Annotated in this window: 16 protein-coding genes, 5 pseudogenes and 1 CRISPR repeat array (1 of these 22 cut by a window edge); of the genes and pseudogenes, 11 read left to right on the plus strand and 10 right to left on the minus strand. The window is 63.9% G+C overall.

Features of this window, described 5'->3' with window-relative positions; genetic code table 11:
• Positions 1-1072, plus strand: a pseudogene (locus tag XCSCFBP4642_RS27710) (IS4 family transposase); the annotation flags it as partial.
• A gap of 234 nt (positions 1073-1306) precedes the next feature.
• Here the strand turns inward: XCSCFBP4642_RS27710 and aceK are convergent.
• Together aceK and XCSCFBP4642_RS0120280 are read right to left on the minus strand one after the other, a co-directional pair.
• Positions 1307-3089: pseudogene (gene aceK, locus XCSCFBP4642_RS25440) on the minus strand (bifunctional isocitrate dehydrogenase kinase/phosphatase).
• Positions 3046-4026, minus strand: a complete 981-nt coding sequence (locus XCSCFBP4642_RS0120280; protein WP_029221378.1) for a LysR substrate-binding domain-containing protein — start codon at positions 4024-4026, stop codon at positions 3046-3048. The pseudogene aceK and the gene XCSCFBP4642_RS0120280 overlap by 44 nt, the downstream one beginning before the upstream one ends.
• Before the next feature lie 104 nt (positions 4027-4130).
• Between XCSCFBP4642_RS0120280 and XCSCFBP4642_RS0120285 the strand changes: the two genes are divergently transcribed.
• Positions 4131-4370, plus strand: coding sequence for a hypothetical protein (locus tag XCSCFBP4642_RS0120285; protein WP_029221379.1), 240 nt, complete (start codon positions 4131-4133; stop codon positions 4368-4370).
• A 72-nt stretch (positions 4371-4442) separates the two neighbouring features.
• Here the strand turns inward: XCSCFBP4642_RS0120285 and XCSCFBP4642_RS0120290 are convergent, their stop codons facing one another.
• Positions 4443-6674, minus strand: a complete 2232-nt coding sequence (locus tag XCSCFBP4642_RS0120290; protein WP_029221380.1) for an NADP-dependent isocitrate dehydrogenase — start codon at positions 6672-6674, stop codon at positions 4443-4445.
• Positions 6675-6875: 201 nt separating this feature from the next.
• Between XCSCFBP4642_RS0120290 and XCSCFBP4642_RS0120295 the strand changes: the two genes are divergently transcribed.
• The 8 genes from XCSCFBP4642_RS0120295 to cas2 all read left to right on the plus strand — a co-directional run bounded on the left by XCSCFBP4642_RS0120295 (position 6876) and on the right by cas2 (position 16709).
• A complete protein-coding gene (locus tag XCSCFBP4642_RS0120295) occupies positions 6876-8576 on the plus strand; it encodes an SWIM zinc finger family protein (protein ID WP_029221381.1) in 1701 nt (566 codons plus the stop codon).
• A gap of 382 nt (positions 8577-8958) precedes the next feature.
• Entirely contained in the window at positions 8959-11253 is a 2295-nt protein-coding gene (locus tag XCSCFBP4642_RS0120300) for a CRISPR-associated endonuclease Cas3'' (RefSeq protein ID WP_029221382.1), read from the plus strand.
• An 85-nt stretch (positions 11254-11338) separates the two neighbouring features.
• Entirely contained in the window at positions 11339-12013 is a 675-nt protein-coding gene (gene cas5c, locus XCSCFBP4642_RS0120305; protein WP_029221383.1) for a type I-C CRISPR-associated protein Cas5c, read from the plus strand.
• Complete coding sequence (gene cas8c / locus XCSCFBP4642_RS0120310) at positions 12010-13851, plus strand: type I-C CRISPR-associated protein Cas8c/Csd1 (RefSeq protein ID WP_029221384.1); 1842 nt, start codon at positions 12010-12012, stop codon at positions 13849-13851. Before cas5c ends, cas8c begins: the two co-directional genes overlap by 4 nt.
• A complete protein-coding gene (gene cas7c / locus XCSCFBP4642_RS0120315) occupies positions 13848-14714 on the plus strand; it encodes a type I-C CRISPR-associated protein Cas7/Csd2 (RefSeq protein WP_029221385.1) in 867 nt (288 codons plus the stop codon). Before cas8c ends, cas7c begins: the two co-directional genes overlap by 4 nt.
• Before the next feature lie 19 nt (positions 14715-14733).
• On the plus strand, positions 14734-15366 hold the full coding sequence (gene cas4 / locus XCSCFBP4642_RS0120320) for a CRISPR-associated protein Cas4 (RefSeq protein WP_029221386.1): 633 nt from the start codon (positions 14734-14736) through the stop codon (positions 15364-15366).
• A gap of 2 nt (positions 15367-15368) precedes the next feature.
• Positions 15369-16403, plus strand: coding sequence for a type I-C CRISPR-associated endonuclease Cas1c (gene cas1c / locus XCSCFBP4642_RS0120325; RefSeq protein WP_029221387.1), 1035 nt, complete (start codon positions 15369-15371; stop codon positions 16401-16403).
• Positions 16404-16418: 15 nt separating this feature from the next.
• Positions 16419-16709, plus strand: coding sequence for a CRISPR-associated endonuclease Cas2 (cas2, locus tag XCSCFBP4642_RS0120330; protein ID WP_029221388.1), 291 nt, complete (start codon positions 16419-16421; stop codon positions 16707-16709).
• A gap of 188 nt (positions 16710-16897) precedes the next feature.
• Positions 16898-18629: a CRISPR direct-repeat array (repeat unit 31 nt; unit sequence GTCGCGCCCTCACGGGCGCGTGGATTGAAAC).
• A 548-nt stretch (positions 18630-19177) separates the two neighbouring features.
• Here the strand turns inward: cas2 and XCSCFBP4642_RS0120335 are convergent.
• From XCSCFBP4642_RS0120335 to XCSCFBP4642_RS30220, 6 genes and pseudogenes are all read right to left on the minus strand, one after another.
• Entirely contained in the window at positions 19178-19738 is a 561-nt protein-coding gene (locus XCSCFBP4642_RS0120335; RefSeq protein WP_029221389.1) for a hypothetical protein, read from the minus strand.
• Positions 19739-19833: 95 nt separating this feature from the next.
• Positions 19834-20127: a LysM peptidoglycan-binding domain-containing protein gene (locus XCSCFBP4642_RS0120340; protein WP_029221390.1), complete on the minus strand. Its 294-nt coding sequence runs from the start codon at positions 20125-20127 to the stop codon at positions 19834-19836.
• A 98-nt stretch (positions 20128-20225) separates the two neighbouring features.
• Positions 20226-21041, minus strand: a complete 816-nt coding sequence (queF, locus tag XCSCFBP4642_RS0120345) for an NADPH-dependent 7-cyano-7-deazaguanine reductase QueF (protein ID WP_029221391.1) — start codon at positions 21039-21041, stop codon at positions 20226-20228.
• Positions 21042-21153: 112 nt separating this feature from the next.
• A pseudogene (locus XCSCFBP4642_RS25445) lies at positions 21154-21452 on the minus strand (hypothetical protein); the annotation flags it as partial.
• Between the two features lie 65 nt (positions 21453-21517).
• Positions 21518-22147, minus strand: coding sequence for a hypothetical protein (locus XCSCFBP4642_RS25450; RefSeq protein WP_228325701.1), 630 nt, complete (start codon positions 22145-22147; stop codon positions 21518-21520).
• Positions 22147-22518, minus strand: a complete 372-nt coding sequence (locus XCSCFBP4642_RS30220; RefSeq protein ID WP_228325702.1) for a hypothetical protein — start codon at positions 22516-22518, stop codon at positions 22147-22149. Before XCSCFBP4642_RS30220 ends, XCSCFBP4642_RS25450 begins: the two co-directional genes overlap by 1 nt.
• A gap of 29 nt (positions 22519-22547) precedes the next feature.
• Between XCSCFBP4642_RS30220 and XCSCFBP4642_RS25455 the strand changes: the two are divergent.
• Positions 22548-23758: pseudogene (locus tag XCSCFBP4642_RS25455) on the plus strand (IS4 family transposase).
• 67 nt (positions 23759-23825) lie between these two features.
• Here XCSCFBP4642_RS25455 and XCSCFBP4642_RS0120375 read toward each other — a convergent pair.
• Positions 23826-24051 (minus strand): annotated as a pseudogene (locus tag XCSCFBP4642_RS0120375) (transposase) (its annotated part continues 275 nt past the right edge of the window); the annotation flags it as partial.

Raw genomic sequence — 24051 nt, forward strand, 5'->3', positions numbered from 1 at the left:
GCCCGCTGCGACGCGGGTACGTGCGCCCCTCAAGGCATGCGACCGCCTGCTGTGCAATCGCAGGTTGCAGGTCGAGCGATCAGCCATCGAGCAGGACATGGCGCATTGGCTGTTGCGCGGCGAGCAGCCGGTGATCGTCATCGACTGGAGCGATTTGAAGCCGGACAAGTCGTGGTGCCTGCTGCGCGCAGCTGTGCCGATCGGTGGACGCACGCTCACCTTGCTGGACATGGTGGTTGCTGGGAAACAGCAGGGCTCGCCCGGCGCAGAGAAGCGTTTTCTGCAGCAACTGCGCGCACTGATTCCAGACGATGTGCGCCCGACCCTGGTCACCGACGCCGGATTCCGCACACCATGGTTTCGCGCGGTGTCGGCGATGGGCTGGGATTGGGTCGGGCGCTTACGCGGGCGCACGCAGGTCAAGCCGCACGACGTGCCCGATGATGCAGCGCAATGGATCGATAGCCGTCGCCTGCATGCGCTGGCGTCTAACCGTGCATACGAATTGCCACCGATGCAGGCCAATCGCAGTGATCCACTCGATTGCCGTCTGGTGCTCTATGCCAAGACACCGCAGGGACGTCAGCAACGCAACCGACGCTCACCTGCCAAGGTCTCGCGAGCATCATCCAGTTTGAAAGCAGCAGCGCGTGAGCGCGAGCCATGGCTGATCGTTGCCTCCCCACAGCTGCAAGCGCCAAGCGCGAAGCAATTGGTCAACCTGTACGCATGAAGGATGCAGATCGAGCTGGCATTTCGGGATCTGAAATCGCATCGCTACGGTCAGGCGATGGAGGACAGCCTGACCCGTCGCGGTGAGCGGTTGCAGATCCTGTTGTTGCTCAGCACGCTGGCCACCTTCGCCAGTTGGCTGGCAGGACTGGGCTGCGAAGCCACCGGTATCGCCCAGTGGCTGTCGCCACGCAGCAGCACTCGCAAGCTTTACTCGACACTGCGCGTCGGCCGTGAGGCGCTGATCAGGCGCTGGCCCATGGAACCGGTCTCACGCTGGCTAGATCGCTTGCGCACACTGTCCGACGCAGTGCGCGAGCAGATGACATTGGTACTGTAAAACGTGGGGATACCTAAGAACCCGACCCATTGCTTCCATTGCATTGCCGCACTCCTTCGACATGAGTGACTGTTGTACCAGTGCGTGGGCGAAAACGAAATGTTCGGCACTGACCAGCGCTGCGCTGTTGCGAGCGGCGGGCAGTCCGTAGCGCTCGCATCACGGCGCACGAACGCGCCTACCGATCCCGCGAGTGCCCCGCCATGCGGCTTCGTAGCCGTGCACCCATCACCGCTACGCCAGCCGCCGCGATTCTGCATACGGCGGCGTGTCCGGGTAATCGTCTTCGCGCAGGCGCGCCTGTAGATCTCGCCACCATTGTGGGTCGAATAGCTCCGGGTGAATGTGCTTGACCGCTTCCAGCTGCGAGGCGGGCAGGCCCATGAACAAGGCAAACCGTTCGGGAAACACATCGCGCGGGCCGACATGGAACCATGGTTCGGCCGCCATCTGCTCTTCGTAGGTGGTGGGTGTGGGCCAGTCGCGGAAGCTGCATTCGGTGATCAGGCACAGTTCGTCGTAGTCGTAGAACACCGCACGCTGGTGGCGGGTGATGCCGAAGTTCTTCAGCAGCATGTCGCCGGGAAAGATGTTGTTGCGCGCCATGTCCTTGATGGCCTGGCCATAGTCCAGCGCCGCCGCATGCGCGGCCTCGGGCAATTGCTCGCGCAGGTACAGGTTGAGCGGGCGCAGGCGCCGTTGCACGTAGCACAGCGCGATCAGCACATCGTCGCCGTCTTCGCCCAGGCTCGTTGCGCAGCTGGTCTGCAGTTCCTGCAGCAGCGCCGGCGAGAAGCGCGATTTGGGAAAGCGCAGGTAGCGATACGGCTGCGCGTCGAGCAGGCGGCCGATGCGGTCGAGCTGGAAGACCAACTCGTATTTGCCCTCCACCTGCGCACGGCTCATGGTCTTGGGATAGGCGAAGCGGTCGCGGATGAGCTTGAACACCAGCGGATAACTGGGCAGCGTGAATACCACCATGACCATGCCGGGCGTGCCATCGGCATGCACCAGCTGCTCGGACGGCTGCGCCTGGAAATGGCTGAAAAACGTCCGATAGCGTTCGGTCTTGCCCTGCTTGGCGCGGCCCAGCATGGTGTACAACTCGTCCACCGGCTTGTGGGTCAACAGGCTGCGCAGGAACACCACCGCATCGCCGACCGTCGACAGGTCGGCTTGAAAATAACTGCGCGAGTTACTGAACAGTTGGGCGACATCACTGCGCTTGGTCAGCACCGCTTCGGCACGCAGACCGGCATCGTCATTGACCAGGGCGATGACGCATGGCGAGAAGCGATGCTCACCGAACACACGGCCGACCAGATAGGCGCGACGTTCGCGATAGAACACGGTTTCCAGCAATTCCACGCTGCGCACCGGGTGTTCGCCCCAGTGGGCAAGATCGTCGAGCAGGCGGACTGCGATCGCCGCTGCGCACCGCGTGCGATGCGCGTAGGGCACCGCGAAGGCGTAATCGCCCAGCACCCGCACCAGCATGTCGGTCAGCCGACCCGGCGACACCGCATAGGTGTGCCGGGCAACCGGCACGGTGATGGCATCGGTCGGCTCGATATCCAGCGCGATAAATTCGATGCCGGCATCGACCCCGTGGGTGCCGAAGTAACGCCGGGTCAGGGTGTTGTAGAAGGTCTTGTACAACTCCTGATCGATCAGCCCTTCCAGGAGCGTGGCATAGCAATTGCGCGCCCGCATCCACAGCGCGCGGTCGTGCGCCTGGCCCAGCAACACCGCGCGCGCGCAGGCGCAGCATGCATTCGGCGATGTAGTGGTCGTAGAGTGCGATGCGCGCCACGGCGTCGTCGCGAGCGCCGCTCCAGTCGCGTGCCTCGAAGCGTTGCATGGCGCGGGCGGTGATCTCGGAGAACCGCGCGTGGTAATCCTCGAAGGCATCGTAGACGGCATGGGCGATCGCCAATGCGCGGCGCTCGGATTGCGGAGGAAGGGTCGCAGGTTCATGCCGGCAGTGTCCTCGGAGGCTTGCGGCGGCGCGTGGCAGGCGGCGCCGTGGTCGGTGCAGCAGGTGGCGCGGTCGGCGCGTTGGCAGTCTGCTGCGCGTGCGTGATATGTTCGCGCGCCTGCAGCTGCAACCATGCGCGGAATGCGAGAAAACCGGCATGCGCGGCCGAGCGTGGCGGATACACGAGATAGTGCGACCAGCCGGTCTTGAGCCGTTGCGTGGACAGCGCCACCAATTGGCCGGACGCCAGCAACAGGCGTGCGCGCGTTACCCGTCCCAAGGCGACGCCGACACCTTCCAAGGCGGCACGGTGATGCGCCTCCGATTCGTCGAGCACGGCGACATAGCGGCGCGGCGCGGCGCCGCCGAACGCCGCAAACCAGCGCCGCCAGGCGTCGTCCGGATCGCCCAGCAGCGGCCAGTCCTGCAACGGCGGTGCGTCCACGCCGCCCATGCGCGCGATCAGGGCCGGGCTCGCCATCGGAACCAGCCAGTCGTCGAACAGCGGCTCGGCAACGACACCGGGCCAGTGCCCGGCGCCGATGCGCATGGCGCCGTCCACCTGCTGCTGGCGCTCGAAGTCCACCAGCCGTTCGCTGGAAAGCAGATTGATCTCGATGGTGGGATGGTCGGCCAGAAAGCCGCCCAGGCGCGGCACCAGCCAGGTCGATGCCATCGACGGGGTCACGCTCAACGTGAGCGTGTCGTCGCGGCGCGGACCGAATGGTTGAAACGCCTCGGCGATCGCATCCAGATGCGGGGCGATACGATCGAGCAGTTGCTGGCCCTGCGGCGTGGCGGTGACGCCACGCGCATGCCGCTGCAGCAGCGGATAGCCCAACCGTTGCTCGAGTGCGCGCATCTGGTGGCTGAGCGCACTGACGGTGAGATGCATCGTGGCGGCGGCACGCGACAGGTTGCCCAGGCGTACGGCGCTGACGAAGCCTTGCAATGCGTGGAGCGGCGGACGCGACATAGCTGAACCCTTGAATGGAATTCAATACGACCTTGCAAAAGCATCGCTTTTGCCGCCCCTAGCCTGCACCTACTGTGGATTCCACTCAAGTGGAGGCAGGATCGATGCGCATCTTTACCGACTTGCTGTTCCACCACGGGCACATTGCCGACGTGGACCTCGCGCAGCGGCTGACCGAGCCAGACGCTGTGGCGGACCCGGCAGCGCCGCAGGCCCCGGAAGCCCCTCCCGCGCCCGACGCGGAACATATCGACGCGGCGCAACGCGCCCGGTGCGAGCAACGCATGGCGCGCCGCAAGCGCCGCCTGCTGCGCGCCATCACGGCGCTGTCGCCTTTCCGCTGAAACGACAAGGCCCGCCTCTGGCAGAGGCGGGCCTTGATCGGCATGTCGACGCACCAGCCGGGGAGCCGCGACTCAGGCTTTCAACGTGGCGAGGATGTCGTTGAAGGTCTTGCTCGGCCGCATCGCCTCGCTGACCTTGGCCAGGTCCGGGTGGTAGTAACCGCCGATTTCCACCGGCTTGCCCTGCGCTCCATTGAGCTCGGCGACGATCGCTGCTTCGTTCTCGGTCAAGGCCTTGGCCAGCGGTGCGAACTTGGCCTGCAACGCGGTGTCTTCGGTCTGCGCGGCCAGGGCCTGCGCCCAGTACATCGCCAGATAGAAGTGGCTGCCACGGTTGTCGAGCTCGCCGACCTTGCGCGCCGGCGACTTGTTGTTGTCCAGGAACTGGCCGTTGGCCACGTCCAGCGCCTTGGCCAGCACGGTGGCCGAGGCATTGTCGTAACGGTTGCCCAGATGTTCGAGCGAGGCGGCCAGGGCCAGGAATTCACCCAGCGAATCCCAGCGCAGGCAGTTTTCTTCGACGAACTGCTGCACATGCTTGGGGGCCGAGCCACCGGCGCCGGTCTCGAACAGGCCGCCACCGGCCATCAGCGGCACGATGGAGAGCATCTTGGCGCTGGTGCCCAGCTCCATGATTGGGAACAGGTCGGTGAGGTAATCGCGCAGCACGTTGCCGGTGACCGAGATCGTGTCCTGGCCCTTGCGGATGCGCTCCAGCGAGAAGGTGGTCGCTTCCACCGGCGGCAGGATGCGGATATCCAGACCGCTGGTGTCGTGATCCTTCAGATACTGCTCAACCTTGGCGATCACCTGCGCGTCGTGCGCACGCGCCTTGTCCAGCCAGAACACCGCCGGCGTATCGCTCAGGCGCGCGCGCTCCACGGCCAGCTTGACCCAGTCCTGGATCGGCGCGTCCTTGACCTGGCACATGCGCCACAGATCACCGGCCTCCACCGCGTGCTCGAACACCGTCTTGCCGTTGCCGTCGCTGACCTTGACGGTGCCGGCGGCAGGCATCTGGAAGGTCTTGTCGTGCGAGCCGTATTCCTCGGCCTTCTGCGCCATCAGGCCGACATTGGGCACCGAGCCCATGGCGGCCGGGTCGAACGCCCCGTGCGTGCGGCAGTCGTCGATCACCGCTTGATACACGCCAGCATAGCAACGGTCCGGAATCACCGCCTTGGTGTCCTGCAACTTGCCTTGCGCATTCCACATCTGACCGGAGTCGCGAATCATCGCCGGCATCGAGGCGTCCACGATCACGTCGCTGGGCACGTGCAGGTTGGTGATGCCCTTGTCGGAATTGACCATCGCCAGGCCCGGACGTTGCGCGTATTCGGCCTGGATATCGGCCTTGATTTCGGCTTGCTTCGCTTCCGGCAGCGACGTGATACGTGCGTACAGATCGCCGATGCCGTTGTTGGGATCGAAACCAACCGACTTGAGCGCATCGGCATGCTTGCTCAGCGTGTCCTTGTAGAACTCACCAACCACCACGCCGAACAGCACCGGGTCGGACACCTTCATCATGGTGGCCTTGAGGTGCACCGAAAACAGCACGCCCTTCGATTTCGCATCGGCGATCTCTGCGTCGATGAAGCTGGCCAGCGCGCGCTTGCTCAGCACGGCAGCATCGACGATCTCGCCCGTTTTCACCGCCACTTTGTCTTTCAACACGGTGCTGTTGCCACCGGCACCGACGAATTCGATCTTCAGCGTGCCGGCATCGGCGATGGTGGCGGACTGCTCGCTGCCGAAGAAATCGCCGGCATCCATGTGCGCGACATGCGACTTGGAGTCGCTGTTCCACTTGCCCATGCGGTGCGGATGCTTGCGTGCGTAGTTCTTGACCGACAGCGGTGCACGGCGGTCGGAATTGCCTTCGCGCAGCACCGGATTCACCGCACTGCCCTTGACCCTGTCGTAGCGCGCCTTGATGTCTTTTTCGGCGGCGTCCTTGGGCTCGTCCGGATAGGCCGGCAGCGCGTAGCCCTGCCCCTGCAGCTCCTTGATGGCCGCCTTGAGTTGCGGCACCGAGGCGCTGATGTTGGGCAACTTGATGATGTTGGCTTCCGGCGTGGTGGCCAGCTCGCCCAGTTCGGCCAGGTCGTCGGCGATCTTCTGCGTGTCGCTCAGATGCTCGGGAAACAGCGCCAGGATGCGGCCGGCCAGCGAGATATCGCGCGTCTGGACCACGATGCCGGCGGTATCGGTGTAGGCATCGATGATCGGCAGCAGCGACTGCGTGGCGAGGAAGGGAGCTTCGTCGGTGAGCGTGTAGAGGATCTTCGGTGTCTTCGACATGGCGCGGGATAGGACCTCGGAGGAAAGGAGACAGTGGCGACAATACGGGAGGGTACGTTGCCGACTGGATCGCGGGCGGCATCGGGGGAAAACGCCCCCGATGGGTACGGCCCGCGATTGTCGCGTGTCCATCCCGTTCTGGCAAAATTCGGCTCGACCATCCTGCCACTGTGCCATTGGCGCAGATTCGCCCATACCTGCATGACAGCCCGCTTTTCGCCTGCCGATCTCGATCGTTCCTTCCTGCTCGGCATCACCACGCCCAGCTACTATGCGCGCGGCCTGGTCTATGCAGATCAGGAACGCGTCACCTTGCAGACGGTTGAGCCGCTGCGGGTCGACGCTATCGTTAGCGGTAGCGACGACTATGCCGTGGAGCTGGTCTGGCGAAATGGCCGCTTGCGGGGGCAGTGCGACTGCCCGATCGGTCAGCAAGCCGAATTCTGCAAGCACCAGGTGGCCGTTGCCCTCAGCTGGGCACGGACGAGTGCCGACCCCAGCTTCCAAAAACGCACCAAGCGCACGACTGCCGGCGTGCCAGTGGCCGAATCCAGCGACCGTGTCCTGCAGCACTGGTTGTCGACGCAGACCCCACAGGCCTTGCAGGCCTTGATCCTGGAGTTGGCTGACAACGATGCCCAGTTGCGCAAGCGCCTGCTGAGCCAGGCACAACTGGCCGTCGCGCCGTTGCAGCAGTGGCGCAAGGCGATCTCCACCTTGCTTGGCCGCAAGCGATTCATGGACTGGAGCGCCACCATTGCCTATAGCAAGCAGTTGGGGGTGTTGCCATCCTTGCTGGAGCAGGCGCGGCAACGTGACCCGCTGGCGGCGCTGGATCTGCACGAGTACGCGTTCAAACGGCTGCTGGCGATCTACGAAGAGGTCGACGATTCGCGCGGCGATCTGGGCGAGCGCCTGCGTGCGTTGGGACATGCGCACCTGGAGGCCGCGCATGCAGCCGGCACCGATACGCTCGGCGATCGCCTGTTCGAACTGCGCATGCTCGACCAATGGAGCCTGCTGCGCCCCTTGCAGGACTATGCCGCGCTGCTGAGTGCAGCGGACATCGCACGGCTGCAACACGCGGCACTGAAGATCCTGCATGCCCGCGGCGACCGGGCGCGGCGACTGTCGGCCGAGTCGCTGCTCGAAGACACCGCGCGTTGCGGCGCCAGCGTGGATGCCATGCTGGAGTTCTTCGCCCACACCTGTTCCAGCGGCTGGGATCATCTGGAGATGGCGCGCCGCTGTGGCGAACACGGGCGCCAGCGCCAGGCCTTGGAATGGCTGGAGCGCGGCGTCAAGGCCGACCCGCAGGACGGCCGCCTGCTGGCTGCGTTGGCGACAGTCTACGTGCGTGATGGCTTTCCTGAGGATGCGTTGACGTTGCGCTGGAAGGTGTATCTGCTCATGCCCAATGAAGAGACCTACCTGGCTCTGCAAGAGGCGGCATCGCTGCTGGACGCCTGGGAGGCATGGCGCGAACGTGCATTGCAGGCGCTGGACACCAAGGCGGTGCCGCGCTTCATCGATGCGCACGACACCCGCATCAGTCTGCTGCTCGCCGAGGGACAGACCCAGCGTGCGCTGGAACTGGCAGCCGACCAGACGCGCAAGCTCCCACTAGGTACCTGGGAGCGCCTATTGCCGGCGGCCGAGACGCACGACCCGGCCGCCGCGCTGCGGATTTGCCACACCCTGATCGATGCGCACATCGCGCGCACCGATCGCCATGGCTACGTGGCGGCGATCGGGCTGCTTCCCACGCTGCAGCGCCTTTACCAGCAGCAGGGCGCGCAGGGTCACGCTGCATTCGACGCCGAACTTGCCCGCCTGCGCCAGCAATACCGCGTCAAACGCACGTTCATTGAATTACTGCACAAGCGGTTTCCGGAACCCTAGGGAAACTCTGAACAACTCCCCCTGATCCTGCGACAATCGCACAGAGGCACCAGGACGATGACGATGCAACTGACCTTCGGCGACGCGGANCAATACCCCGAAAACATGCCGAAAACGGCAAAAAACCGGGGGGTTGAGCGCCCTCAGCGCGGCGGATGTGGCGTGTTTCGTTTTCCGGCTGCGTTGATCAGACCATCCCTAGGCGATACACATCTTTTTAAGTGATGCACAGTAGCGAAATTGGACAGCCGCAGACTGCGACCAGATGCGGCGCGCATCGGCAGAAACCGCACTGATGCACAGCGGCGGCGCGATTGACGCTACGCTGCAGGGGCAGGCAGCATCGGCCTGCTCTCACCAAGGCCCCAAACGGAGCATCGCCATGGAATTCTTTGCGCATTCGACCAAGCGGCAGGATCGCAGCGATTGGCAACGGCTGGCCGATCACCTACGCGCCGTCGGCGAACGCGCCGCCAGGAATGCCGCACCGTTTGGAGGCCAACTTCTGGCCGGTCTGGCCGGGCAACTGCACGACCTTGGCAAGTACACACAGAAATTTCAGGACCGGCTGGATGGTGACCCGGCCCGTGTCGACCATGCGACCTGGGGCGCTCGGATCGCCTGCAAGCGCTATGGCACCGCCGGCACCCTGCTCGCGTACGGCATCGCCGGCCATCACGCCGGATTGGCCGATGGACGAGCAGGACACGCAGCGCAGTCACGTCCTTCGCTGCACGAGCGCCTATCGGAGGACTACCGCGAACGGGAACTGCCACCGCTGCTGTCGGACTGGGAACGGGAGTTGTCACTGCCGGCCACGCTGGCGTTGCCGGACGGCTTTATTGGTCATCCGCGCCAGGAGCGTCGTCCTTTCCAGCTCACGGTCCTGACGCGGATGATCTTCTCCTGCCTGGTCGATGCCGACTTCACCGATACCGACGATTTCTATCGCCGCCTGGAAGAGCGCCAGTCACGTGCGGAGGAAACCGGCACGCGTCCGGCCCTGCCAGAATTACGACAGCGCCTTGATGCGCACCTGACCACCTTGCCCACCGAGGGCGACATCAATCCCTTGCGCGCGCAGATCCTGCGCGAAGTTCGTGCCAAGGCCGGCATGCGTCCTGGTCTGTTCTCCCTCACCGTACCCACCGGCGGCGGCAAGACGCTGGCTTCGCTGGCATTCGCGCTGGACCATGCCATCGCCCATGGGTTGCGCCGGGTGATCTATGTGATTCCGTTCACCAGCATCGTCGAACAGACCGTGCAGGTGTTTCGGCTCGCATTGGGTGTGCAGGAGCGCGACGACATCGTGCTGGAGCACCACAGCGCTTTCTTCGACGATCCGGCCAAGGCACCACAGTCCATCGACAAGCGCAGATTGGCCATGGAGACCTGGGATGCGCCGATCGTCGTCACTACCGCAGTGCAGTTCTTCGAAAGCCTGTTCGCCGATCGTCCTTCCCGCTGCCGCAAGCTGCACAACATCGCCGGCAGCGTTGTGGTTCTGGACGAAGCGCAGACCCTGCCGCACGCATTGCTGCGCCCGTGCGTGGCGCTATTGGACGAATTGGCGCGCAACTACCGGGTCAGCCCGGTGTTGTGCACCGCCACGCAACCCACGCTGCGCCTGGACCAGGGTTTCGCTGGGGGCCTGGACCACGTGCGAGAGCTGGTGGACGACCCACCGGCGCTGTATGCACGGCTACGACGCGTCCAGATGCGCCACGTCGGCACGCTCGACGACGCTGCGCTGGCTGACCACCTCCGGCAACGCGAACAGGTACTGTGCATCGTCAACAATCGTCGCCACGCCCGGCACTTGTTCGACGCGATCGCCGGCCAACCCGGTGCACGGCACCTGACGACGCTGATGCACGCGCGCCACCGCAGTGCGGTGCTGGCCGAACTGCGCGAAGACTTGAACGCAGGCCGGCCATGCAGGCTGGTCGCCACGAGCTTGATTGAAGCGGGGGTGGACGTGGACTTCCCGACCGTGCTGCGCGCCGAAGCTGGCCTGGATTCCATCGCCCAGGCTGCCGGCCGCTGCAACCGCGAAGGCCGGCGGCCGGTAGATGCCAGCGAAGTACAGGTGTTCGCGCCGGCCAATCCCGACTGGGCACCGCCAAAGGAACTGGACCTGTTTGCCGAGGTCTTCCGTGGCATCGAGCGTAGCCACCGCAACGACTTGCTGGCGATGACAGCAGTCGCCGACTATTTCGCGGCGCTCTATCGTCGCCTGGGCGATGGACGGCTCGACCGCGAGAACGTGCTCGGCCTGCTGCGCGATGCCGACATCAAGGGTTTGCCGCTGGACACCCTGGCGCGGACATTCAAGATGATCCAGACCACCATGCGACCGCTGATCGTACCGTATGCCCCCTATGCCGAAGGCTGCGACAAAGAGGTGCCCGAGGTGGCCGACATCCTGCGCCAGCTCGAACATGCAGAACACGTGGGCGTAGCCGGCGCTGCCCGTCGCCTGCAGCCGTGGCTGGTGCAGGTGCCTGAGCAGGCCTACCGCGCGCTGTGGCAGGCCAATGCCATCGCCCCGGTGGCACAGGCGCGCTATGGCGAACAGTTCGTGAGGCTGGTCAATCCAAGACTGTACGACCCGCGGTTCGGGCTGCGCTGGGACGACAGCCCGCAGTTCCTGTCAGCCGAGGCTCTGGTCCTGTGAGCTAGGCGACGCTCACTCAAATCTCAGCATCTGAGATATAAATCAGGCAGGCTAGACCGTGTCACGCCAGATAGGGGAAACAAGGATGAGCTACGGAGTGAAGCTCCACGTCTGGGGCGAACGGGCGCTGTTCACGCGCCCGGAAATGAAAGTGGAACGCGTCTCGTACGACATCATCACGCCATCGGCGGCGCGCGGCATCCTGGAGGCGATCCACTGGAAACCGGCGATTCGCTGGGTGGTGGACAGCATCCAGGTGCTCAAGCCGATTCGCTTCGAGTCGATCCGCCGCAACGAAGTGGGCGGCAAGCTGTCTGCGGCCAGCGTGAGCAAGGCGATCAAGGCCGGGCGCACCGATACGCTGGTGAGCCATGTCGAAGAGGACCGCCAACAACGCGCCGCCACGCTGCTGCGCGAAGTGGGTTACGTGATCGCCGCACACTTCGAATTAACCGACAAGGCGGGCACCGACGACAACGTCGGCAAGCACCTGGACATCTTCAACCGCCGTGCGCGGCGCGGGCAGTGCTTCCAGGCCCCGTGCCTGGGCACGCGCGAATTTCCGGCCAGCTTCGCGCTGATCGAGGACGACGCGGCGATGCCGGCTACCGATGCAATGCTGGCCGGCGAACGCGACCTGGGCTGGATGCTGCACGACATCGACTTCGCCGACGGCATGACTCCGCGCTTCTTCCGCGCTCGCATGGTCGATGGCCGGGTCGAGGTGCCAGCGCCGGAAAACGGCGGGGTGCGCGCATGATCCTGTCCGCACTTGCCGACTACTACCAACGGCTGCTGGACGACCCCGCATCGGGCATCGCCGCACCCGGCTACAGCCAGGAGAAGATCGGCTACGCCATCGTGCTGGACGGCGATGGCCGCGTTGTGGCCGTGGAGGACGAACATGACTACGACAGCAAGAAGCGGATGGCCAAGGCGCTGAGCGTGCCACAGCCGGAGAAACGCACCGTGGCGGTCAAGTCCAATTTTCTTTGGGACAAGACCAGCTACGCGCTCGGCGTCAGCGCCAGCAGCAAGCGCAGCGCGCAGGAACACGCTGCGTTCAAGACCTTGCACCAGCAGGCGCTGGGTAGCAGCGAAGACCCCGGCCTGCGTGCGCTATTGACGTTCCTCGACACCTGGTCGCCCGCGCAATTCGCCGATCACTCAGAGTTCGCCCGGCACGGCGAGGCGCTATTGGATACCAACCTGGTGTTCCGCCTGGAGGGTGACACCGGCTATCTGCATCAGCGCGCCGCGGCGCGCGCGGCATGGGAGCGACTGCAAGGCCAAGGCACCGACGGCGTATCCGGCATGTGCCTGGTCAGCGGCGTACGCGCGCCGTTGGCGCGGTTGCATCCGGCGGTCAAGGGCGTCAACGGAGCACAAAGTTCCGGCGCATCGCTTGTTTCGTTCAATCTCGATGCGTTCACCTCCTATGGCAAGAGTCAGGGCGAGAACGCCCCGATCTCCGAACAGGCAACCTTCGCCTACACCACTGCGCTCAATCACTTGCTGCGTCGCGACCCGCGCAACCGGCAGCGGCTACAGATCGGCGACACCACAGTGGTGTTCTGGGCGCAGGCCAGGACGACCGCGCAGGCAGAGGGCGCGGAAGATCTGATCGCCGATTTCCTGCGCGGCGGTGAGACGGAAGACCCTGGCATCATCGACGGCCAGGCCACCCAGCGCCTGCACCTGGCACTGGAGCAGGTGCGACAGGCGCGTCCACTACGCGAAATGGACGACGCACTGGACGACGAGGCCCGCATCTTCGTGCTGGGCCTGGCCCCCAACGCCTCGCGCCTGTCGATCCGCTTCTGGGAAACGCAGACGCTGGCCGGCTTTGCCGCACGGCTGGCTGCCCACTATCAGGACCTCAAGCTCGAACCGCCAGCCTGGAAACGCGCGCCGACGCCGCAGTTTCTCGCCCTGCAGACAGCGCCGGTCTACGGCGAGCACGGCAAGCCCAAGGCCGAGGACGTCTCGCCGCTGCTGGCCGGCGAGCTGACCCGCGCCATCCTCGCCGGCACGCGCTATCCGCTTAGCTTGCTGAGCGCCATCGTCATGCGCTTCCGCGCCGATGGGCAGGTCAACCCGCTGCGCGTGGCCTTGTGCCGGGCCGTACTGGCACGCGAGGCACGCCTGGACACGCAACAAGGACTGTCATCCACCAAGGGAGAGCCCCCCGTGAGTCTCGATACCGCCAATACCGACCCCGGCTACTTGCTGGGCCGGCTGTTCTCATCGCTGGAAAACCTGCAACGCGCCGCACTGGGCGGGCAGGTCAACGCCACCATCCGCGACCGTTACTACGGCGCCGCCTCTGCAACCCCGGCCAGCGTCTTCCCGGTGCTGTTGCGCAATGCGCAGAACCACTTCGGCAAGCTGCGCAAGGACAAGGCTGGCCTGGCGGTGAACCTGGAAAAGGAAGTCGGCCAGATCATCGACGCACTTCCCGCCAGTTTCCCGCGCAGCCTGCCCATCCATGAGCAAGGCCGTTTCGCCATCGGCTACTACCACCAGACCCAGGCGCGCTTCGCCCGCAACAACGGCCAGGACGCCCCCGACACCGCTTCCGAAGGAGAACCCGCATGAGCGCCATCGCCCACCGCTATGAATTCGTCTATCTATTCGACGTGACCAACGGCAACCCCAATGGCGACCCCGACGCCGGCAACCTGCCGCGGCTGGACCCGGAAACCAACCGCGGCCTGGTCACCGACGTGGCCCTCAAGCGCAAGATCCGCAACTACGTGGCGCTGGAGAAAGACAACGCGCCGGGTTACACGATCTACATGCAGGAGAAATCAGTACTGAACAACCAGCACAAGCAGGCCTACACCGCCCTTGGCATCGAGCATGAAGCCAAGAAGCTGCCCAAGGACGGCGACAAGGCGCGCGAATTGACCGCATGGATGTGTGAAAACTTCTTCGACGTGCGCACCTTCGGCGCAGTGATGACCACCGAGGTCAATACCGGCCAGGTACGTGGCCCGGTGCAACTGGCCTTCGCCACCTCGGTCGAACCGGTGTTGCCACTGGAAGTGTCGATTACCCGCGTGGCGGTGACCAACGAGAAAGACCTGGAGAAGGAGCGCACCATGGGCCGCAAGCATATTCTGCCCTACGGCCTGTATCGCGCACATGGCTTTGTGTCGGCCAAGCTGGCCGAGCGCACCGGTTTCTCCGAGGAAGACCTGCAACTGCTGTGGCGCGCATTGACCAATTTATTCGAGCACGACCGCTCCGCCGCACGCGGCGAGATGGCTGCACGCAAACTGATCGTATTCGAACACGAACACCCGATGGGCAACGCACCGGCGCATGTGCTTTTCGACAAGGTCAAGGTCGAGCGCATTGACCATGCGGACCAGGGACCGGCACGCAGCTTTTCCGATTACCGGGTGATGATCGATGGCGGGCTTCCTGCCGGCGTCAGCGTGACAGAGCTGTTCTGACGAGCAGGAGAGCGGGACCATGGACGACGACGACCTGATCCCGCTCTCTGCCCTGCAGCACTACCTATACTGCCCACGCCAATGCGCACTGATCCATGTCGAACGGCAATGGGCAGAGAACCGGCACACCGCCGAAGGCCGGCTACTGCACGAGCGTGCCGATGTGGCACACACGCAGCGCAGGCGTGGCGTGCGCACCGTCACCGCGATGCCGCTGCTGGCGCTGGAACTGGGCATCACGGGCAAGGCCGATGTGGTCGAGTTCCATCACGATCCCGCAGGGGAATTCGCGTTCCCCGTGGAGTACAAACGGGGCCGACCCAAGGCGCACCGGGCCGATGAGGTACAGCTGTGTGCCCAGGCACTGTGCCTGGAAAGCATGCTCAAACGCCCAGTAGACGCCGGCGCGCTGTTCTACGGGCAGACTCGCAGGCGCAAGGATGTGGTCTTCGATCCATCGCTGCGCGAGCTCACGCAGCGCACCATCGCCGAAACCCGTGCACTGCTGTCTCATGGCCTGACGCCCAGTGCGCGCTATGACAGCAAACGCTGCGATGCCTGCTCATTGATCGACCTGTGTCAGCCGCGCCTGCTCGGCCGCGGCAGCGTGGACACCTGGCTGCGTCGACAACTCGATGCTGAAGAGGAATGACGATGCGCCGCCAACTCAACACCCTGTATGTCACCACCGAGGGCGCCTGGTTGCACAAGGACGGTGCCAATGTCGTCCTGGATGTGGAGCGGCAAGAACGCACACGATTGCCGGTTCACATGCTGGAGAGCATCGTCTGCATTGGACGTGTCGGGGTCTCGCCTCAGTTGCTCGGCTTCTGTGCAGAGCAAGGCATCAGCATCTGCTATCTGACTCCGCAAGGGCGCTTTCTCGCGCGTGTCGAAGGGCCGGTGTCCGGGAATGTGCTGCTTCGCCGCGAGCAGTACCGATGCAGCGACGATCCCCTGCGTTGCGCCGCGATTGTGCGTCACCTGCTGGCAGGAAAAATCCATAACCAGCGTGCCGTCCTGGCGCGCGGCTGGCGCGACCACGGCGACCGCATCATCGATATCCCCGCCTTTCAACACGCGCTCAAGCGGCTCAAGCGCATTCCACGACGCCTGCTCATCGAGACCAGTGTTGAGGTGCTGCGTGGCCTGGAAGGCGAGGCAGCGCAGTCGTATTTCGGCGTCTTCGGCCAACTGGTGCGCACCGAGGCGCCGCTGCTGCGCTTTGGCGGACGCAATCGCCGCCCACCGCGCGACGCATTCAATGCGTTGCTGTCGTTTCTCTACACCTTGCTGACCCACGATTGCCGCTCGGCCCTGGAAACGGTTGGTCTGGATCCGGCAGTCGGCTTTCTGCATCGCGACCGACCAGGACGGCCAAGCCTGGCCCTGGACCTGGCAGAGGAATTCAGGCCATTGCTTGGCGAGCGCCTGGCACTGTCGCTGATCAACCGCCGACAACTGAACGAGCGCGACTTCCAGGTCTTCGACAACGGCGCGGTTCTTCTCAAGGACGATGCGCGCAAGACGGTGCTGATCGCCTACCAGGAGCGCAAACGCGAACAGCTCCAACATGCCTTCCTGGGCGAAAAGATCGACATCGGCCTACTGCCCTTTGCGCAAGCACAGTTGATGGCACGGCACCTGCGTGGCGATCTGGATGGCTACCCCTCCTTCTTCTGGAAATGACGCGACTCAAGTCCCATGATGATTCTTGTCAGTTACGACGTCAGCACCAGCTCTCTCGGGGGCGAGAAGCGCCTGCGCAAGGTCGCCAAAGCCTGCCGTGACCGTGGCCAGCGCGTGCAGTTCTCGGTCTTCGAGATCGAAGTCGATCCTGCCCAATGGACTGAATTACGGCAACAGCTATGCGACCTGATCGACCCCTCCCTGGACAGCCTGCGGTTCTATCACCTTGGCGCGAAATGGGAGGCCCGCGTGGAGCACGTCGGCGCCAAGCCCAGCCTGAACCTCAAAGGTCCACTGATTTTTTGACGCGAACCCCAAGCGCCCCATAAAAGTCGGGCAGGTTCGCAGTTTCCTCAAGCAACTGATTTGCAAGACAAAAAATAAATACATAGCGGGTTCATGGGTCCGCATGACGACTTCTCGACTGTTTTTTCAGCAAGTCCGCGCAATTGCCCGTGTTTTAGCAACGATGGCAAACACTTATGCTAAGAGCGGTCGCGCCCTCACGGGCGCGTGGATTGAAACAAGTGGCCCCTGCCCCTGGGAGTACCAACCGAAACGTCGCGCCCTCACGGGCGCGTGGATTGAAACAGCAGTGCCGGGACGCTGCCCCTACGCCGCAGCTGGTCGCGCCCTCACGGGCGCGTGGATTGAAACCACAACGCAGTCACCAAGCAGTCCACTTGGTGATGTCGCGCCCTCACGGGCGCGTGGATTGAAACCGCCGCTTCGTGCTCCCGCTAGCAGATGTCATCCGTCGCGCCCTCACGGGCGCGTGGATTGAAACACCCACGGCGCAGACTGCCGAGACCAGTTTGAGGTGGTCGCGCCCTCACGGGCGCGTGGATTGAAACCCTCCGGACAGGCAAGTTGCCCGCTCCTCATAGCGTCGCGCCCTCACGGGCGCGTGGATTGAAACCTGAATCCGGGTACGACCTACGCAACCTCCCCAGGTCGCGCCCTCACGGGCGCGTGGATTGAAACACTAGACCTTTGACTTTGAACCAGCGCATGTTGCGGTCGCGCCCTCACGGGCGCGTGGATTGAAACAGCGCTACATCTCTCCAACGGTCCGCAAGGTACCGTCGCGCCCTCACGGGCGCGTGGATTGAAACGTGCTGCCCGGTGTGGCCATCAATTGCCGTTGCGGGTCGCGCCCTCACGGGCGCGTGGATTGAAACTGGAAGCCCTTGACGATCTGGTCGGTGTCGTCGGGTCGCGCCCTCACGGGCGCGTGGATTGAAACGCCTTGCCGTTTACGCCCACTTCCGTACGCAGAAGTCGCGCCCTCACGGGCGCGTGGATTGAAACACGGATTTGGACGGGTTCCAAGTGGCTCGCGATGGTCGCGCCCTCACGGGCGCGTGGATTGAAACTTTTGCCCTCAGCTTCGTGCCGTCGCGCCTACCAGTCGCGCCCTCACGGGCGCGTGGATTGAAACTTCTTCTTCCGGCCCCTCTGCCGGGTCATCTTCTGGTCGCGCCCTCACGGGCGCGTGGATTGAAACTAGGTACTTCGCCAGCACTTCGGGCGGGATGGCCGTCGCGCCCTCACGGGCGCGTGGATTGAAACTCAATGTCATTCATTGCCATCCTCCATTAGAGGGGGTCGCGCCCTCACGGGCGCGTGGATTGAAACAAAAGCGCGTCAACGCGATTTTCGTGGATCGTGCGTCGCGCCCTCACGGGCGCGTGGATTGAAACTCCGCCAGCTCCATCAGGGTCAGTCCCGGCTGGCGGTCGCGCCCTCACGGGCGCGTGGATTGAAACAGCCATTCGGCACCCCCTCGCCCTGGGGCTGGGCGGTCGCGCCCTCACGGGCGCGTGGATTGAAACCAGATCCCCTACCCTGACCCGGGCCCCCCGGGGGGTCGCGCCCTCACGGGCGCGTGGATTGAAACATCGCTGACGTGCTTCGACTGCGGAGGCCGGCCGGGTCGCGCCCTCACGGGCGCGTGGATTGAAACACACGGAATGCGCGGCTTGATCGTGTGCACCTCGGTCGCGCCCTCACGGGCGCGTGGATTGAAACTTCTTGCGCCTGCGCGATGCCTCTGGCGCTGACTGTCGCGCCCTCACGGGCGCGTGGATTGAAACTTCGCGGAGATGCTGATCGAGGACTCGCTGCGGGGTCGCGCCCTCACGGGCGCGTGGATTGAAACATCACCTGCTGCACGTCAGCCCGCAGCTGTTCCTGTCGCGCCCTCACAGGCGCGTGGATTGAAACAGCCAGGCCAAGAGCGGCCAGCCGCGGAGCTGCAAGGTCACGCCCCACGGGCGCCTGAACTGAAACAGGGCGTGCAGGAAGGATTAGGGGTGGCTGAACGGTCGCGCCCTCACGGGCGCGTGGTCTGAAACCGCGCGGTGTTTGCCGACACTGGCAACAAGCACAAGTCATGCCCCCGCCGGCGCGTGGGTTGCAACAACATTGATCTACTGCCTTACGTTTTGCCCGACGCGGTCGCATCCTCACAGCCATGCGGACTGACACTCAGATCGAAGTCATGCCTACGAATTTTGTAAATCGTGCCCGCGTGCGCGCGTGGATAGAAACGACCCGCCCTGCCCAGCATATACGGTGCGTGGAAATACCCACAGCGCCCCCGCGGGCGCTTGGGTTGGAAATGCATCATGCGACGTACATCTTCCTGTAGTTCATGCCGCCCGCTGACCGGAATCAGGTTGGCATATGCCGGGGTTCTGCGTGAGGCGCGGGTCATCACGCCGGTTTGTGGTTAGAAGATTGGACGCTGTCGATCAACGCTTGAATCCCATCTACTTGACCGTGATAGTTTGCGGCGTACCTGCGGGCTTGCCGTCGACCATGACCTGCGCAGTGTAGGTGCCGGCCGGCCAGCCATCTGGCTTGCTGAAGCTGATGTTGGTGGTTTCTGCGCCACTAGTGGTCAGCGTGGCGCTCTGCTCGCCGGCCACCTGCCCATCCTGATAGGTGAGTTTGGCAGAGACCGGCACATTGCTCGCACTGCCCTCGGTCTTGACCGACACGATGATGGTGTCCTTGCTGCCGACGCTGGCCGACGGCGTCACTGTCTTGTCCGCAGCGGCAACCGTGCCGACTGCAACGCTGGACACCGTGACGCCGGCTCCAGCCATTGCCGCGCTGTCAGTGCTGGCAGCGCCGGTGGCGGTGCCTTGCGCGGCCTGATCGCTGGCCGGCGGTGTGGCCGCCGGGCCTGGCATGGCGTCGGTTGCCGCGCCGGAGGTCGGATCCTTGGCGGCGTTGGAATCGTCGTTGGCTTCCTTGCGGCAACCCGACAAGGCCAGGACGCCGGCTAAGGCGAGAACGAAGGTACTGGAAACGGCTTTGGTGTGCATGGATCGATCTCCGGATGACGAATGGATCAGACGATTGGGTAAGGCGCCGTGCATCGCGCTACGGGGTCGATGCGCGCGGCGACGGTGGGGTGTGCTTACGCCTTCGGCGGCAAATGCAGCACCTGACCCGGAAAAATCTTGTCCGGATCCTGCAGGGTGTCGCGATTGGCTTCGAAGATGCGCGGCCACAGCGCGCCATCGCCCAGATGGCGCTTGGCAATCCTGGACAGGCTGTCGCCTGCCTGCACGGTGACGGTTTCGCCCACCAGCTGCGCTGTGCTTTGCACGCTGGAGCGCACGTTGGAAAAATCCGCGGCGGGCGCCACATCGGCGGTGCTGTCGACCGAGGCAGTGACGTCGGAGAAATCGGCTTTCTTGTCGGCACTCATTGCGGCAACCCTGGGCAGATGGTGCAGGCAGGGTGCGCGGCGCGCTGTTAAGCATGGATCGCGCCGTCGTGAAGCCGGCGCGATCATGCGACTGCCGATTACTGGCGCAGATCGCGGAAGATCGACAGCGGCGTAGGCACGCTGGGCGAGCTGCGCAGCGGGTTGATGTCCAGCCCGCCACGGCGGGTGTAGCGTGCCTCGACCACCAGCCATTCGGGCGCACATCGCTGCATGACGTCGTTGAAGATGCGCTCCACGCACTGCTCGTGGAAATCGGCATGATCGCGGAAACTCACCAGATACCGCAGCAGGCCCTCGCGGTCGATCGGCGCACCGCGATAACGCGCGCTCACGCTGGCCCAATCCGGCTGGCCGGTGACCGGGCAGTTGGATTTGAGCAGTGCCGAGGTCAGCACTTCTTCCACCGTCGGCTGGGCGAGTGCATGCAGATATGCGGCGTTGGGCGGGCCGTAATCGTCGATGCTGACGTCCAGCGCGTCGATGGACTCGCCCTCGCCCACCGCATCGATCGGCGGCAGACCGAATTCCACTACCACATCGGCGCCGGCTCGCGTGGACAGGTCGGTGGCGATGCGTGTACGCACGGCTTCGGCGCTATTGAAGCGGGTGGCGTTGAGCGAATTCAGATACAACTTGAGCGACTTGGACTCGATCAACGAAGGCGAGTCGCAGGGCACATGCAAGGTGGCGGTGGCCACGCAAGGCTTGCCCTGCGCATCGAGCCAGCTCAGCTCGTAGGCATGCCAGCGGTCACGCCCGATGAAGGGCAACGCACCGGTCAGCCCGATCGCCTCGCGCCCGGCCACACGCGGAATCGGAAACAGCAGCGACGGGTCGTAGCCACTGGGATAGGCGACCTCACGACCAAGGGTGGAATCTTCTGGGGTATTCATCCAGCCATTTTAGGCCGCCCGTGCTGGCCGTGAGGTGTATGGCGATGATTCAACACAATTCGTCGGCCATTGCGCGTATCAGAACTCCAAGAAATACCCTCTACGCACGCTCTCAGTCGGCAGTGGACGTTGTGCGCAGGTTGATCGCTCTGTATTGCCGCTGGTTGCCGTAACGGGGGCCGTTCTTCTCGAAGGTGGCGCAGAGCTTGGCTTGTCCACAGGGCGCCAGGTCGGCACGCGAGATGCGGTCCATGTAATCGATGGAGGCGCGAAGCTGTGCGAGTTCGGTTCGCTTTTCCTTGATGATGCCGGCCGAGTAAGCTACCGCACCCAACCCAAGGATGCCTGCCACGAGATCGTGGCGGATGCGATTCCCATGCGGCGCGTGATCCGTGTCTCCAACGACTGCTGGACCTATGTAATGACCCACCGGTTTCTGCACAGGTCAGGGGGTTAATGTAGCGGCATAGGCTTGGTCAGGTGTCATCATCTTCAGTGCCTGATGCGGGCGCTGGCGGGCGACCAGGCGGGTGTAGTCGCGGCTGGTGAAGACCAAGCCATTGTCCGAGCGCAGCAGGAACGGCTCCTTGACCTTGCCCAGCGTGCCGAAGCGAGTGATCAGCGCCTGCTCCAGGGCCGCCACAGCGGTGCTGGCCTTGCCCGTGCGCGAGAGCTGCCAGGCCCAGCAATTGCCGGGTATGGCAATCGATCACTAAAGCTAGGCTCAGCCAGCGGTCCTTACCGCCCCAGACCCAGCACAGGTCGGTGGCCCAGCGTTGGTTCGGTGCGTTGACCACCGAGGGCAAGGCCTCGATCCGCGGTCGCTTGCCCACGGCCCGCTTGCGCACCTGCCAGCCCTTGATCTGAAAGATCCGCTGCACCGTGTTCTTGTTCATCCGCAGGAGCCCGGCCACTGTCCGATACCCGAACGACGGCTCGGCCTCGATCATGGCGTTAATCGGTTCGACCAGCTCCGGCTTCACCTTCGGCGCTGCCTTGCGCGGCGTGTAGTACACGCTGCGCCGTGCCACGCCGAACCAGCGGCACAGCTTGACCATCGAGGCGTCGAACCCGTCCTGCTTCAGGCCCTGCTGGATCGAGGCCATCAGCTCTCGTCCTTGCCCAGCGGGGCTGCCAATTTTTTTCGGGCACGCAGTTCCAGCATGGCTTCGCCGTAGGCTTCCTGCAGCTCCTTGAGCTGGCGTTCGTACTGCTCACGCACGTCTTCAGGCTTGGCCCGCAGCGCGTTCTCCAGGCCGCGCTTACTTTCCTCGACCCAGCCCTCGATCTCACCCCCCCATATCAGAGTAGTTGTCGCCCGGATAGGACTCAAGGGTGTCCTATCCGGGCGCGCTGATCGATACCCACCGTCAAGGACAATGGGATCTTGATCCTGATGTTTCCCCACATTTCTTCCTGCAATATCAAGCAATTGTTGCTTAAAGATGTGGAAGAAGGCGCATGGGGCACGCTTCAAGGTGACTAAGCCAGAGAAGAGTGCCGACCATGCGCGCCAGCGAAGTATTGCAGAAGTGCCTGTCTAACTCACTGGCCGGGATGCATGCATTACGCCAACGCACTTTGCTGCGCGCGGTTGAAGCACTGGTGCACGGAGGTCGACTGACGCTGATCGACATCGCACGCGCGTGGCCCGGGGCGACACGGGTACGTGCACCGCTCAAGGCATGCGACCGCCTGCTGTGCAATCGCAGGTTGTACGCCGAGCGATCCGTGATCGAGCGGGACATGGCGCATTGGCTGTTGCGCGGCGAGCAGCCGGTGATCGTCATCGACTGGAGCGATTTAAAGCCGGACAAGTCGTGGTGCCTGCTACGCGCCGCCGTGCCGATCGGTGGACGCACGCTCACCTTGCTGGACATGGTGGTTGCTGGGAAACAGCAGGGCTCGCCCGGCGCAGAGAAGCGTTTTCTGCAGCAACTGCGCGCACTGATTCCAGACGTTGTGCGTCCGATCCTGGTCACGGACGCCGGATTCCGCACGCCATGGTTTCGCGCGGTGTCGGCGATGGGCTGGGATTGGGTCGGGCGTCTGCGCGGACACACGCAGGTCAAACCGCAAGACGTACCCAATGATGCAGCGCAATGGATCGATAGCCGTCGCCTGCGCTGGCGTCCAACCGTGCACACGAATTGCCACCGATGCAGGCCAATCGCAGCGATCCACTCGATTGCCGTCTGGTGCTCTATGCCAAGACTCGTCAGGGACGTCAGCAACGCAACCGACGCTCCCCCGCCAAGGTCTCGCGTGCATCTTCAAGTTTGAAAGCAGCAGCGCGTGAGCGCTAGCCATGGCTGATCGTTGCCTCCCCACAGCTGCAAGCGCCCAGCGCGAAACAGTTGGTCAACCTGTACGCACGACGGATGCAGATCGAACTGGCATTGCGTGATCTGAAGTCGCATCGCTACGGCCAGGCGATGGAAGACAGCCTGACCCGTCGCGGTGAAGGGCTACAGATCCTGTTGTTGCTCCATACGTTGGCCACCTTTGCCAGTTGGCTGGCAGGACTGGGCTGCGAAGCCACCGGTATCGCCCAGTGGCTATCGCCACGCAGCAGCACTCGCAAGCTCTACTCGACACTGCGTGTCGGCCGCGAGGCGCTGGTCAGGCGCTGGCCGATGAAACCGGTCTCACGCTGGCTAGATCGCTTGCGCACATTGCCCGACGCAGTGCGCGAGCAAATGACGTTGGCGCTGTAAAACGTGGGGATACCTAAGATCTTGATCGCATCTTCGTTTCATTTCTATTCCTGATTAGCCCTATCCCTCAGCCATGAAAATTGCTTGCCATGCGCAAAACGCGCTCTGGGCAAGGTTTGCAGCGCATCAGCGCCGTCGCCAGCCGCGGTAGCATCTGTTTCAGGTCGGATCGGCGGTTGAAGCGATAGGCCGCTTCGGCCAGGTAGCGCCTTGCATACTTGGCCTGGCCCACCGCATGGTAGGTCCCGCTGATGGCGCGTTTGACATTGCCCAGCACCACATTCAACCAACGT

The organism is Xanthomonas cassavae CFBP 4642 (assembly GCF_000454545.1).
Taxonomy (GTDB): Bacteria; Pseudomonadota; Gammaproteobacteria; order Xanthomonadales; family Xanthomonadaceae; genus Xanthomonas; species Xanthomonas cassavae.